Below are 13135 nucleotides of genomic sequence, written 5' to 3' on the forward strand. Positions count from 1 at the left end.
CGCCTCTCGGCGCCGGTAGCACCGTGGCAGACCACCAGACCTCCCAGGGTAAGACGCGCGACCTTCCCGCTTATGCCTGTCGGATTTACGTCATGGCGATCCGTGCAAGTATCGGGCTTTGATGATGCTTGCCATCTCACCCCGCCATGCCGCCTCGTATCCGCTTCCTGTTCGTCAGGCCAGCGTTTTGCCTCGGGCTGCCTTCAGATTCCCCCTCGCGGGGGACACCCTTGCCGTCGGCTAGCACTTCCCCTTGCCGGGCGTGCAGGGGACTTTCACCCCCAAGTCATCCCGAGGCACCACCCTCGGGAACAGCGCCAGTCAGGCGCTGCGCGCCATGCCTGGCGCACAAGCAAGAAACCCACCATCAGGTGGGTTTCTGGCCTTTCCTTGCGGCTTGTTCCTTGCCCCTTATACCTCCGGGCGAAGCCCGGTCAGGACTCGACCTTCGGCGGCTCCACCTCGAGCTTCTGGGCGGCGATCACCGCCTGGGTACGCGAGTGCACGCCGAGCTTGCGCAGGATGGCGGTGACGTGGGCCTTGATGGTGGCCTCGGAGACGTTGAGCTCGTAGGCGATCTGCTTGTTGAGCAGCCCCTCGGTCAGCATGTTGAGCACCCGGAACTGCTGCGGGGTCAGCGAGGCGATCGCCTCGGCGAACTTGGTCTCCTCCTCGTCGGCCTCGCCGATGGCCTCGGCCAGCTCCGCCGGCAGCCACACCTCGCCCTCGAGGATCTCGCCCACCGCCTCGGCGATCAGCTGCAGCGAAGAGGACTTGGGGATGAAGCCGGAGGCGCCGTAGTCGATGGCGCGGCGCACCACATGGGGCTCGTCGCTGCCCGAGACCACCGCCACCGGGATGTCCGGGGTCTGGCCGCGCAGCTGGATGAGACCCGAGAAGCCATGGGCCCCCGGCATGTGCAGGTCGAGCAGGATCAGGTCGGCATCGGGGTGGCGGGTGACCACCTCGGCGGTGGCCTCCATGGTGTCGGACTCCACGATCTCGGCCTGGGGCGCCAGCTGACGCAGCGCCTGGGTGAGGGCTGCGCGGAACAGCGGATGGTCATCGGCGACGATGAATTTCTGGGCAAAGGCCATGGATTCTCCTCCGGTTCCTCTGGCAGCGGGTCGCGCACCGCCACGCGGGCTCTTCTGTCGTGAGTCGCATGTTACCCCATGGCCGAGGCGATTCCCAAGCGCCACGGCCACATTGTCGACAACATTCCCGATGGCCGAAAAGAAGCCGGCCCCGAGGGGCCGGCTCGTTGGGCTCGGATGGCGACGAGCCAGGCTCGTCACCATGCTTTAGCGGTTGGCGCGATGCTCGATGAGCTCGTCCACCACGCTGGGATCCGCCAGGGTGCTGGTGTCGCCCAGGCCGTCGCACTCGTTGGCGGCGATCTTGCGCAGGATGCGGCGCATGATCTTGCCGGAGCGGGTCTTGGGCAGGCCCGGCGCCCACTGGATGACATCCGGCGAGGCGATCGGGCCGATCTCCTTGCGCACCCACTGGGTGAGCTCCTTGCGCAGCTCGTCGGTGGGCTCCGCATCGTCGTTCAGGGTGACGTAGATGTAGATGCCCTGGCCCTTGATGTCGTGGGGAAAGCCCACCACGGCGGCCTCGGCCACGGCCTCGTGGGCCACCAGCGCCGACTCGATCTCGGCGGTGCCCATGCGGTGGCCGGAGACGTTGATCACATCGTCGACGCGGCCGGTGATCCAGTAGTAGCCGTCCTCGTCGCGGCGGCAACCGTCGCCGGTGAAGTAGGCGCCCTTGTAGGTGGAGAAGTAGGTCTGGGTGAAGCGCTCGTGGTCGCCCCAGATGGAGCGTGCCTGGCCGGGCCAGGAGTCGGTGAGCACCAGGTTGCCGTCCACGGCGCCCTCGAGGGTGTTGCCCTCGCTGTCGAACAGCGCCGGCTGCACGCCGAAGAACGGCAGGGTGGCGGAGCCCGGCTTGAGCGGCGTGGCGCCCGGCAGCGGCGCGATCATGATGCCGCCGGTCTCGGTCTGCCACCAGGTGTCGACGATCGGGCACTTGGCATTGCCGATCACCCGGTAGAACCACTCCCAGGCCTCTGGGTTGATGGGCTCGCCCACCGAGCCGAGGATACGCAGCGAGTCGCGCTGGCTGGAGTCCATGACGTTGTCGCCATGGGCCATCAGGGCGCGGATCGCCGTGGGGGCGGTGTAGAGGATGTTGACCTTGTGCTTGTCGACGATCTCGCCCATGCGGCCATGGCTCGGGTAGCTGGGCACGCCCTCGAACATCAGGGTGGTGGCGCCATTGGCCAGCGGGCCGTAGACGATATAGCTGTGCCCGGTGACCCAGCCCACGTCGGCGGTGCACCAGTAGACCTCACCCTCCTGGTAGTCGAAGACGTACTGGTGGGTCAGGCTGGCGTAGACCAGGTAGCCGCCGGTGGTGTGCTTGAGACCCTTGGGCGCGCCGGTGGAGCCGGAGGTGTAGAGGATGAAGAGCGGGTCCTCGGCCTTCATCTCCTCGGCAGGGCAGTCGGTGGACTGGCCGTCGACCTGCTCGTGGTACCAGAGGTCACGCCCCTCCTTCCACTCGATCTCGCCGCCGGTGCGCTTGACCACCAGCACCTTCTCGCACACCTCGGTGCCGTCGCGGGTCAGGGCGGCATCGACGTTGTCCTTGAGCGGCACCTGCTTGCCACCGCGCACGGACTCGTCGGCGGTGATCACCAGCTTGGACTTGGCGCCGATGATGCGCTGGGCCAGGGCGTCCGGGGAGAAGCCGCCGAACACCACCGAGTGGACGGCGCCGATGCGCGCACAGGCCAGCATGGCCACCGCGGCCTCGGGCACCATCGGCATGTAGAGGGTGACCACATCGCCCTTCTTGACGCCCTGGGCCTTGAGCGCATTGGCCAGCTGGCAGGTGCGCTCATGCAGGTCGCGGTAACTGATATGGGCGGCGTCGTTGGGGTCGTCGCCCTCCCAGATGATGGCGGTCTGGTCGCCACGCGTCTCCAGGTGGCGGTCGAGGCAGTTCACACTGGCGTTGAGCGTACCATCCTCGTACCAGCGGATGTCGACGTTGTGCGGGTCGAAGCTGGTGTGCTTGATCTTGCTCGGGAACTTGAACCAGTCGACGCGCTTGGCCTGCTCGCTCCAGAAGGCCTCGGGGTCGTCCACGGACTGCTGGTACATGGCCTGGTAGGTGTCCTTGTCGGCCCAGGCCTTGGCGGCGATGGCATCGCTCACCGGATAGACGTTCTGCTGTTCGCTCATGGAGTTGCCTCTGTCCTTGGGGTGGCCCCGTCAGATGGATGGAAACCGGCGACTTGGTTGGGGTTGTTGACGCCGTCGGTGCCATGGGAAGTGTTTGGCCAGCATAGCGCCTCGCGGCGCCACTTCCCCTTAGACATTGGTATGATCAAAAATCCTTTTTATAACAAAAGCTTAAGTCGCATTTTCGAGCACCGAATCGCCACGGTAGACCAAGGTCTCGGCACAGTGCCGACAGCGGTAGCGGCGCCCCTGGCGGGCCAGGGCGTGGCGCCGCGGGGTGAAGGCGTGCTCCCGACAGCCGCAGGCGTAGCGGTGGGGGGCCGGGCTCGCCCGGCCGGTATCGAAGCGGTGGGTGGTGGAAGGCGGAAGGCCGAAGAGGCGGCGCATCACCGTCTGCCACTCGCGGCCATGGGGCCGGGCCCGCCGGCCATCCGACAGGTGGTGGACCAGCCAGTGGGCCATCTCGTGGGGCACCACCTCGGCCAGGAATGCCTCGCGGTTCTCGGCGTAGAGCACCGGATTGAAGCGCAGCCCGCCGCGGCCGAAGTGGGCCTGGCCGGCGCTCTGCCCGCGCAGGTCGAGCCATATCCGGGGACGCGGCAGGTGGGGATGGACCTCGCGACACAGCGCGTAGGCCGCCTCGACCCGCGCGTGCAGGGCCTGTGCCAGCCCCTCGCGGTCGAGGGTGGCGAGGCGGGCGGGGTCGGGGGGCGGCAGCGCGGCTCGGGTCATGGGGTGCTAGAATGGCGCCAGCGTCGCCCGGCGACAAGCCCCGCCGACGCCTCCATCCCGCCAGCGAGAGTGAGCGCTTAGATGTCCGACACCCCGCCGCCCGTCCCCCTGCTCGATGACGACGAGCTCGACCGCCTCGACGACTTCCTCGCCTCGGCACGCGTGCCCGAGGACGCCCTGGACCTGATCGGCACCCACGGCTTCCTGGTCGCGCTGGCGGTGAGCCCCCGGGAGGCGCTGCCGGCGGCCTGGGTGGCCGAGCTCTTCCAGGGGGAGCCCGCCTTCGCCGATGACGGCGAACGCGAGGCGATCCTCGGCCTGCTGGAGCGGCTGCGCCACAATGCCATCGCGACCCTGGAGCAGGGCGGGTTGCCGGAGCTGCCCTTCGAGCTCACCCTCGACGGCCTCCCCGCCGAGGAGACCCCCATCGGCGACTGGTGCGCCGGCTTCATGGAGGGGGTCTTCCTCGATGAACCCGCCTGGTTCGAGGAGGACGAGGAGGCCGCCGCCACCCTGCTGCTGCCCTTCATGGCGCTCTCCGGGCTCTTCGACGAGGAGCCGGACATGGCGGAGTTCGTCGCCGACGCCGCGCGTCTCGAGGCGCTGGTGCGCCAGCTCCCCGAGCTGGTGCTCGACCTCTACCTGCACTACCGCGTGCCACCGGAGAGCCCCAAGCCCACCCCGCGCCGCAAGAAGCCCGCCGGTCACGGCAAGGGCAAGCGGTAAGCGCCAAGCGCCGATGACCGGCGTGGCGCCGAATCTCTGATATGCCGAGGATTTCTTGGCGGCTTGGCGCTAGCGTAATCGGGTCAGCACCCCGTCCAGGGTGCCGAAGAGCCACTCCCGCGCCCGCTGCCACAGCGATCGTCGCGCCCAGGCCGCGGGCTCGATCTCACGGCTGGCGGCGTAGTGGCGCTCGAACAGCGCGGCCACCTCGCCGGCGAAGCGGCGGTCCTCCACCTCCTGGTTGGCCTCCAGGTTCCAGTGCAGGCTCCAGTGGTCGAAGTTGCAGGACCCGAGGCTCACCCAGTCGTCGGCCAGCGAGACCTTGGCGTGGATGAAGGTGGGCTGGAACTCGAAGATGCGCACCCCCGCCTTGAGCAGGCGGCCGTAGAAGCGCTGGCCGGCATAGCGCACCCCGGGGTGGTCATGGCGCTCGCCGGGCAGCAGCAGGCGGACGTCGACCCCACGGCGCGCCGCCCGCACCAGGCGCCGACGCAGGGTGAGGGTGGGTACGAAGTAGGGGGTGCAGAGCCAGAGCCGATGGCGTGCGGTGGACACCCGGCCGTGGAGCGAGTGGCGGATCGCCTGGTAGCGGTAGCCCTGGCCCCAGACGGCGCGCCCACGCATGCCGCGATAGCCCGCCGCCGGTCGCGCGGCGGTGGCCAGGCCGTGCACCAGCCCCGCGGCGCCCTCGCCGCGGGTCAGCGGCGAATCCCACAGTCGGCAGAACAGCCGGACCCAGTCGGCCACCACCGGTCCCTCGATGCGCACCGCCACCTCGTACCAGGCGTCGAGGAACTCGTCCACCGCGCCGAAGCCACCGGTGAAGGCGACCCGGCCATCCACCACCACCAGCTTGCGGTGGTCGCGGGTCAGGTTGCGCGCCAGGGAGTGCAGCCCCAGGGGGTTGAAGAAGCGCAGCGCCACGCCCCCCGCCTGCAGCCGCTCACGATCGTGCCCGGCGAGCCCCATGGCGCCATAGCCGTCGAGCAGCAGCAGCACCGCCACCCCGCGCTCGGCGGCACGCACCAGGGCATCGATCAGCGCCGAGGCGAGCCGCCCCGACTCCATCAGGTAGAGCTCGATCAGGATCGAGTCGCGCGCCTGCTCAATGGCCTCGAACATCGCCGGCAGGAAGCGGCTGGCCTCCGGCAGCAGCTCGACGTCGTTGCCTTCTCGCCAGATCCCGTGCATCCCTCGCCTCTCCGTCCGTCATTGCCATGCTCCGCGCCACCGCGCGCCGACTGACCCGGCGCCCTTCGACGACTATACTGGCACTCCCCTCCCTTTCCAGCACCCGGGGCAAACGGATGGCCTTGCTGCACTCCCTCACCGCGCCCCTGCGCGCCTCCATGAGCCGCCTCCTCGACGCCTGGGTGCGCCCGCGCCTGATCGAACCCGCGCCCGACGCCCTGGCCCTCGACCCCGGCCAGGCGGTCGTCTACGTGCTGCCCAGGCCCGCGCTGAGCGACACCTGGCTGCTGGCGGCGTTGACCCGCCGGCACGGCCTGCCCCTCGCCGCCGGCTCGGTACGCCTGGGCGAGCGACGCCTGCCCGGGGTGCTGGCCCTGCCGGCGACACGCCGCCGGCTGCTGGGGGGCAAGACCCGGGCCCGGCCGCCCTTCCAGGCGCTGGTCGAGGCGCTTCAGGCCGACCCCGCGCTGTCGCTGCAGCTGGTGCCGGTGAGCGTGTTCTGGGGACGCGCCCCGGGCAAGCGCTTCGGCTTCTGGCGCCTGGTCGCCGCCGACAGCTGGCAGCTCACCGGGCGGCTGCGCCGGCTGCTCTCCATGCTGGTCAACCGCCGCAGCGTGGAGCTGCACTTCGGCGCCCCGTTGAACCTGCGCGAGCTGTGCGACGGCCGCGACCCGGCACTCACCAACCGCAAGGCGGCGCGCCTGCTGCGGGTCCACTTCCGCCATGTGCGCACCCGGGTGCTGGGCCCCGACCTCTCCCACCGCCGTACCCTGATCGAGGGGGTCGCGACGAGCCCCGAGGTGCGCCGGGTGATCGACGAGCTGGCCGGCGAGGGGCGCCTGTCGCAACCCCGCCTGCGGGGTCGTGCCCTGCGCTATGGCCGCGAGATCGCCTCCAACATGACCTACCCGGTGCTGCGCTTCCTCGACGGCCTGCTGCGGCGCCTCTGGAATCGGCTCTACGATGGCGTCGAGGTCCGCGGCCTGGCCGAGGTCAAGGCGCTGGCCGAAGACCACACCCTGGTCTACGTGCCCTGCCACCGCAGCCATATCGACTACCTGCTGCTCTCCTACGTGCTCTACCAGGAGGGGCTGATGCCGCCGCATATCGCCGCCGGGCGCAACCTCGACATGCCGCTGGTCGGGCCCCTGCTGCGCCGCGGCGGGGCCTTCTTCCTGCGCCGCAGCTTCCGCGACAACCGCCTCTACGCCACGGTGTTCAACGAGTACCTGCACCGGCTGATCGCCCGCGGCCATCCGCTGGAGTACTTCATCGAGGGCGGCCGCTCGCGCAGCGGACGCATGCTGCCAGCGCGCCCCGGCATGCTGGCGATGACCCTGCGCTCCTTCCTGCGCAGCCACGCCGCCGGCCAGGCGCGCCCACTGGCCTTCATCCCCGTCTACATCGGCTACGAGCGGGTGATCGAAAGCGCCAGCTACCAGCGCGAGCTGCGCGGCGGCAGGAAACGCAAGGAGAGTCCCCTGGCGCTGCTGCGGGTGGTAAGGCATCTGCGCCAGCCCTTCGGCCGGGTCAGCGTCAATGTCGGCGAGCCGCTGGCGGTGGCCCCCTACCTGGACGCGACGCTGGGTGAGGCGTGGCGCAGCGACGGCGAGGAGCGTCCGGCGTGGCTGGGCGAGCTGGTGCCCAAGCTGGGCGAGACCTTGTGTCGGCGCATCAACGCCGCCGCCGCCCTCAACCCGGTCAACCTGGTCGCCCTGGTGCTGCTGGCCACCCCCCACCACGCCATCGAGGAGCGCCTGATGGAGCGCCAGCTCGCGCTGCTGGCGGCGCTACAGCGGCGACTGCCCGGCGGCGCGAGGGTCAGCCTGCCGGAGGGCGAGCCGCCGGCGTGGATCGCCCAGGCCCTGGCGCTGGGCATGATCCAGCGCCGCGAGCAGCCGCTGGGCGACATCCTGCTGGCCGACGCCGGCCAGGCCGGCCGGCTGGGGTGGTACCGCAACAACGTGCAGCACCTTTTCGCCCTGGCCGGCCTCACCGCCTTCGCCTTCCGCCACCAGCCGGCGCATCGCCTGGAGGCGCTGACCGAGCTGCTGGCACCGGGCTGGCCGATCCTGGCACGGGAGCTGATGGTGGCCCCGCCGGCCTCGCTCCACCAGGCGCTGGCGGCGATGCTCGACGCACTGGTGGCCCTGGGGCTGCTGGTGCCGGACGGCGACGCCGGCTGGCGGCGGCCCGAGGACGACGTCGAGGCCGGCGAGTGCCTGGACCTGCTGGGCCAGCTGATGCAGCCCTCCCTGGAGCGCGGCTACCTGCTGCTCGCGGTGCTGCTGGACGCCGGTCCGGCGCGCCTCGGCGCTGAGGAACTGGCCGAGCGCAGCCGCCGACTCGCCGAGCGCCTCGCCCTGCTCTCGGGGCTCGACTCCCCGGAGTTCTTCGACAGCCGGCTCTTCGTCGGCCTGGTGGACGGCCTCGAGCAGCAGGGGTGGCTATGGCGGGACGCCGAGGAGCGGCTGGTCTTCGACGCGCAGCTGGGCGAGGCGGCGCAGCGCTCGCGGCGGCTGTTCGATCCGGCGCTGCGCCACCGGCTGCAGCTAGTGACCCGTCGCGAGGCGGATCACTCCGCCGTCAGCGAGCGGTGCACATAGAGGTCGTAGCGGCTGGTCTTGCCCTCGAGCACATGGCGCGGCGCCGGCCCCGCGATGGGTGGTGCCTTGCGTGGACGCTTGACCACCACCCGATGGGTCGCCACGTCCAGAGCCGCCTCCAGGAGGCGCGGGGCGTCGGCGTCGTCGCCGGCCAGGGTGCGGAAGAGCCGCATCTCCTTCTTGACCAGCGCCGACTTCTCGCGATGGGGGAACATCGGGTCCAGATGCACCACCTGAGGCGGGAAGGCCGCCGCGGCCACCATGGCCTCGAGCTCGCGGGCCGCGTCGCCCCAAGCCAGGCGCATGCGCGCGGCAACCTCCGCCGTCTCGGCGTCCGCCCGGGCCCGCGCCAGGCCATCCTCGAGCAGGGCGAAGATCGCCGCCACCCGCTCCACCAGCAGCACCTCGGCCCCCAGGCTGGCCAGCACGAAGGCGTCGCGCCCCAGGCCCGCGGTGGCGTCCACCACGCAGGGCGTAACCCCCCTGGCGAGGCCGCAGGCACGCGCCACCAGCTGGCCGCGGCCTCCGCCGAAGCGGCGGCGATGGGCGGCGCGGCCGGCGGTGAAGTCCACCGCCAGCGGATGGCCGTAGCGCCTCTCGTCGCCGGCCAGCACCAGGCGCCCCTCGCGACGCGCCAGGGTCAACTCGGCCTCGACCTCCAGGGGCAGGCCGAGCCGCTCGGAGAGCGCCGCCAGCGCCTGCCCCTGCACCGCCACAGGGGCGCTCACCTGGCATTCTTCCACGCTACCTCGTTGCGCAGGTAGACCGGCTGGGCGAGATGCGCCGGCTGGCCACCACCGTCCTCGAACTCCTGCATGGCGAGCAGCGCCATGTCGGCGGCATCCGCCTCCACCTCGGGCAGGTGCTGGCCGAGCCCGGCCTGCACCTCGGCGGGCATGCGCTCGAGCAGCGTCCAGCCGGAGCCCACCCCGACCCAGTCGTGGTCGTCGTGGCCCGCCGGCAGGCGCAGGCGCTCCGGTGCCATCACCGCCTCGTCCAGCAACCGCTCCGGCCGACCGCCGGCGCACTGCCAGGCGGCCACGTAGATCTCGCCCATGCGCGCGTCCAGGGCGGTGACCAGCCAGCGGAAGTGGTGCCGGCGATGGGCGCCCAGGGCCAGGGCCGCCAGGGTGGAGACGCCGACCAGCGGGCGGTCGAGGCCGTAGGCGAGCCCCTGGGCGGCGCCGGCGGCGATGCGCAGGCCGGTGAAGGAGCCGGGGCCATGGCCGTAGGCGATGGCGTCGAGCTCGGCGGGCGCCACCCCGGCCTCGGCCAGCACCTCGTCGACCATGGGCAGCAGGCGCCGGGTGTGCTCGCGGGGGGTCAGCGCGAAGCGGGAGAGCAGTTCGTCGTCGGCGCCGGGGCGCCGCCGCAGCAGCGCGGCGGAGCAGGCGCTCGACGAGGCATCCAGGGCCAGCAGGATCGACATGGCAATACCATCCGGGAAAAATGGGCAGCCATTATACGTGGCCAGGCCCCGAACGACGATGGCCCGCTCGAGGCGGGCCATCCGAGTGAAAGCGCTGTCGTAACTTCGAGGGGCGCCGGGGACAGGCCTGGAGGGGGTCCGCAGGACCAGGGATGGCCGAGGTAGCGCCCAGGGAGGGGTTCACAGCGCCCCCGATCAGGCCTGTCGCCGGGTAAGCCCCGACGGACAGGGCTCGATCAGCCCTCCAGCGCCTTGAGCACCTGGGCCTTGATGTCGTCGACGCTGCCGATGCCCTCGACGCGATGGTAGGCCGGGGCGGCCTCGGGGTCCTGCTCGGCCCAGGCCTGGTAGTAGTCGACCAGCGGCGCAGTCTGCTCGTGGTAGACCGCCAGGCGGTTGCGCACGGTGGACTCGCGGTCGTCGTCGCGCTGGATCAGCGCCTCGCCGGTGACGTCGTCCTTGCCGGCCTCCTTGGGCGGGTTGTGGTCGACGTGGTAGACCCGGCCCGAGCCCGGGTGCACGCGGCGACCGGCCAGGCGGTTGACGATCTCCTCGTCGTCCACGGCGATCTCCAGCACGTGGTCCAGCTTCACCCCGGCCTCCTTCATGGCGTCGGCCTGGGGAATGGTGCGCGGGAAGCCGTCGAACAGGAAGCCGTTGGCGCAGTCGGGCTGTGCGATGCGCTCCTTGACCAGGTCGATGATGATGTCGTCGGAGACCAGCCCACCGCTGTTCATGATCTCCTTGACCTTGACGCCCAGCTCGCTGCCCTCCTTGACGGCGGCACGCAGCATGTCGCCGGTGGAGATCTGCGGGATGTTGAAACGCTCGCAGATGAACTGGGCCTGGGTGCCCTTGCCGGCACCGGGGGCGCCCAACAGGATCAAACGCATGATCGAGTCCTCGTGGTCAAGTGGTTGTCAGTAATGAAGAAATCGTGGGTGGTGAACGATAACCGCGGCCCGGGACCAGCACAAGCGCCACCCCCTTCCCCACTCCCGCCAAGGCACGAAAACGTCTTGCATTTCAACGCTCTCGCCCCGGGTTGCACTTTGGTCTTGGCGCACCGTGCCGGGCCGAAAATGACGACGGCGCCCCGCGGGGCGCCGTCGTCCTGGCAGGGGCGAGCCTGGCCCTAGAGCAGCAGTCGACGGATGTCGGTAAGCAGCTGCCCCAGCAGAGCGGTGAAGCGCGCCGCGTCGGCCCCGTTGACCGCGCGGTGGTCGTAGGAGAGCGACAACGGCATCATCAGCCGCGGCTGGAAGGCCGCCCCGTCCCACACCGGCTTCATCGACGCCTTGGAGACGCCGAGGATGGCGACCTCCGGGGCATTGACGATGGGGGTGAAGGCGGTGCCGCCGATGGAACCCAGGCTGGAGATGGTGAAGCAGCCGCCGGTCATCTCCTCGCGCTTGAGCTTCTTCGACTGCGCCTTCTTGGCCAGCTCCACGGATTCCTTGGCGAGGTCGATCAGCGATTTCTTATCGGCGTCGCGGATCACCGGCACCATCAGGCCGTCCGGGGTGTCCACGGCGACGCCGATGTGCACATACTTCTTGTGCACCACCGTCTCGCCGTCGCTCTTCAGGCTGACGTTGAACTGCGGGTACTGGCGAAGGGCGTAGGCGCACGCCTTGATCAGGAAGGGCAGCGGCGTGAGCTTGGCACCCTGGGCCTCCGCCTCGGCCTTCATGGACTTGCGGAAGGCCTCCAGCTCGGTGATGTCCGCCTCGTCGAACTGGGTGACATGGGGCAGGTTGACCCAGCTGCGGTGCAGGTTGGTGGCGCCCATCTTCATCAGGCGCCCCATGGGCTGCTCTTCCACCTCGCCGAACTGGCTGAAGTCCTGGTCGGGGATCGGCGGGATGCCGGAACCGGCCGCCGCGGGCGCGCCAGGGGCGGCCTGGGCCTGGGCCTTGCCTTGGTTGGCCATCACCTGCTTGACGTAGGCGTGGACGTCCTCCTTGAGCACGCGCTGCTTGGGGCCGCTGGGCGGGACCTGGGTCAGGTCGACGCCGAGCTCGCGGGCCAGCATGCGCACCGCCGGGCCGGCATGGACCAGCTTGCCCTCGCGGGGCTTGTGGGACGCCATCTCGGCCTCGGGACTCGGGGTACCGGCCGGGGTGGGCGCCGGCTTATCGGCCTGGGGCTTCTCGGCTTGAGACGCCTCGGCCGGCTTCCCGCTCGCCTTGCCTCCGCTCGAGGCGGGCGCGGGGGCGGCGCCGGCGGTCTCGATGATGCCGATCAGGTCACCCTCGGAGACGCTGTCGCCCTCCTTGACGGCGAGCTCCACCAGCCGGCCCTTGTGAGGACTCGGCACATCCATGGAGGCCTTGTCGGACTCCAGGGTGATCAGCGGCGTCTCCTCCTCGACCTCGTCGCCCTCGGCCACGGCCAACTCGATGATCGGCACGTCGCTGGCGCCGCCCAGGTCCGGCACCCGGACCTCATGGCGCTGCGGCTCGCCGCCGCCCTGGGGGGCGGGCTCTGACTCGGGCTCGGGCTCGGCGGCCGCCTGGGACTCGCTCGCCGCGGGCGCGGGGGCCTGCCGTGCCTCGCCGCCCTCGTCGGTGATCTCCATGGTACCGATCAGGTCGCCCTCGGAGACGGTGTCGCCCTCCTTCACGGCCAGGGAGACCAGCCTGCCGGCATGGGGGCTGGGCACGTCCATGGAGGCCTTGTCGGACTCCAGGGTGATCAGCGCCGCCTCGAGGTCGACCTCATCGCCCTCGGCCACCGCGACCTCGATCACCTCGACGTCGCTATCGCCGCCGAGGTCGGGCACGGTGATCTCCACGGTGCGCTTGCCGCCGCCGGCCTTGGCCGCCGGCGTCTCGGTGTCGGGCGCCGGGGCCTTCTCGGGCGCCGGTGCGGCCTTCTCCTCGGCCTGGTCCGCCGCCGGCGTGGCGTCGCCGCCGCCCTCGATCTCGAGTTCGACGATGTCGTCACCCTCGGAGACGGTGTCGCCCTCCTTGACCAGCACCTTAACCACCTTGCCGCCCTTGGGCGAGGGCACGTCCATGCTGGCCTTGTCGGATTCCAGCGTGATCAGGGTGTCCTCGGCGTCGATGACGTCGCCTTCCGACACCGCGATCTCGATGATCTCCACATCGGTATCGCCGCCGATGTCCGGTACTTTGATGATTTCGCTACTCAAGGTCGCGCTCCTTCCAAATCGTGCCTGGAGGGGGCGGGCA

10 protein-coding genes are annotated in these 13135 nt (G+C 70.5%); 2 read left to right on the top strand and 8 right to left on the bottom strand.

Features of this window, described 5'->3' with window-relative positions:
* Positions 1 to 434: 434 nt before the first annotated feature.
* The 3 genes from BLP95_RS14470 to BLP95_RS14480 all read right to left on the bottom strand — a co-directional run bounded on the left by BLP95_RS14470 (position 435) and on the right by BLP95_RS14480 (position 3986).
* Positions 435 to 1097, bottom strand: a complete 663-nt coding sequence (locus BLP95_RS14470; RefSeq protein ID WP_089680601.1) for a LuxR C-terminal-related transcriptional regulator — start codon at positions 1095 to 1097, stop codon at positions 435 to 437.
* A gap of 207 nt (positions 1098 to 1304) precedes the next feature.
* Positions 1305 to 3254 (bottom strand): acetate--CoA ligase, encoded by a 1950-nt coding sequence (acs, locus tag BLP95_RS14475; RefSeq protein WP_089680604.1) that lies wholly within the window; start codon positions 3252 to 3254, stop codon positions 1305 to 1307.
* 171 nt (positions 3255 to 3425) lie between these two features.
* Positions 3426 to 3986 carry a SprT family zinc-dependent metalloprotease gene (locus tag BLP95_RS14480; RefSeq protein ID WP_089680606.1) on the bottom strand — a complete coding sequence of 187 codons (561 nt, stop codon included), beginning with the start codon at positions 3984 to 3986 and terminating at the stop codon, positions 3426 to 3428.
* Between the two features lie 81 nt (positions 3987 to 4067).
* Between BLP95_RS14480 and BLP95_RS14485 the strand changes: the two genes are divergently transcribed.
* Positions 4068 to 4712 (top strand): YecA/YgfB family protein, encoded by a 645-nt coding sequence (locus BLP95_RS14485; RefSeq protein ID WP_089680608.1) that lies wholly within the window; start codon positions 4068 to 4070, stop codon positions 4710 to 4712.
* A 69-nt stretch (positions 4713 to 4781) separates the two neighbouring features.
* Here BLP95_RS14485 and BLP95_RS14490 read toward each other — a convergent pair whose 3' ends face one another.
* Positions 4782 to 5903, bottom strand: a complete 1122-nt coding sequence (locus BLP95_RS14490; RefSeq protein ID WP_089680610.1) for a phospholipase D-like domain-containing protein — start codon at positions 5901 to 5903, stop codon at positions 4782 to 4784.
* Between the two features lie 116 nt (positions 5904 to 6019).
* Between BLP95_RS14490 and plsB the strand changes: the two genes are divergently transcribed.
* A complete protein-coding gene (gene plsB, locus BLP95_RS14495; RefSeq protein WP_176760303.1) occupies positions 6020 to 8509 on the top strand; it encodes a glycerol-3-phosphate 1-O-acyltransferase PlsB in 2490 nt (829 codons plus the stop codon).
* Here plsB and BLP95_RS14500 read toward each other — a convergent pair.
* From BLP95_RS14500 to aceF, 4 genes are all read right to left on the bottom strand, one after another.
* Positions 8479 to 9177, bottom strand: coding sequence for a class I SAM-dependent methyltransferase (locus tag BLP95_RS14500; protein ID WP_425402569.1), 699 nt, complete (start codon positions 9175 to 9177; stop codon positions 8479 to 8481). The genes plsB and BLP95_RS14500 overlap by 31 nt on opposite strands.
* Before the next feature lie 56 nt (positions 9178 to 9233).
* Entirely contained in the window at positions 9234 to 9938 is a 705-nt protein-coding gene (gene tsaB / locus BLP95_RS14505) for a tRNA (adenosine(37)-N6)-threonylcarbamoyltransferase complex dimerization subunit type 1 TsaB (RefSeq protein WP_089680614.1), read from the bottom strand.
* Between the two features lie 236 nt (positions 9939 to 10174).
* Positions 10175 to 10831: an adenylate kinase gene (gene adk, locus BLP95_RS14510; RefSeq protein ID WP_089680616.1), complete on the bottom strand. Its 657-nt coding sequence runs from the start codon at positions 10829 to 10831 to the stop codon at positions 10175 to 10177.
* A 242-nt stretch (positions 10832 to 11073) separates the two neighbouring features.
* Positions 11074 to 13095 carry a pyruvate dehydrogenase complex dihydrolipoyllysine-residue acetyltransferase gene (aceF, locus tag BLP95_RS14515; protein ID WP_089680618.1) on the bottom strand — a complete coding sequence of 674 codons (2022 nt, stop codon included), beginning with the start codon at positions 13093 to 13095 and terminating at the stop codon, positions 11074 to 11076.
* Between the last annotated feature and the right edge of the window lie 40 nt (positions 13096 to 13135).

The sequence above is a fragment of the Halomonas shengliensis genome (assembly GCF_900104135.1).
GTDB lineage: Bacteria > Pseudomonadota > Gammaproteobacteria > Pseudomonadales > Halomonadaceae > Halomonas > Halomonas shengliensis.

Coding starts and splice junctions, on each gene's coding strand:
- BLP95_RS14470 (WP_089680601.1), bottom strand. CDS start 1,097: ATGGCCTTTGCCCAGAAATTCATCGTCGCCGATGACCATCCGCTGTTC.
- acs (WP_089680604.1), bottom strand. CDS start 3,254: ATGAGCGAACAGCAGAACGTCTATCCGGTGAGCGATGCCATCGCCGCC.
- BLP95_RS14480 (WP_089680606.1), bottom strand. CDS start 3,986: ATGACCCGAGCCGCGCTGCCGCCCCCCGACCCCGCCCGCCTCGCCACC.
- BLP95_RS14485 (WP_089680608.1), top strand. CDS start 4,068: ATGTCCGACACCCCGCCGCCCGTCCCCCTGCTCGATGACGACGAGCTC.
- BLP95_RS14490 (WP_089680610.1), bottom strand. CDS start 5,903: ATGCACGGGATCTGGCGAGAAGGCAACGACGTCGAGCTGCTGCCGGAG.
- plsB (WP_176760303.1), top strand. CDS start 6,020: ATGGCCTTGCTGCACTCCCTCACCGCGCCCCTGCGCGCCTCCATGAGC.
- tsaB (WP_089680614.1), bottom strand. CDS start 9,938: ATGTCGATCCTGCTGGCCCTGGATGCCTCGTCGAGCGCCTGCTCCGCC.
- adk (WP_089680616.1), bottom strand. CDS start 10,831: ATGCGTTTGATCCTGTTGGGCGCCCCCGGTGCCGGCAAGGGCACCCAG.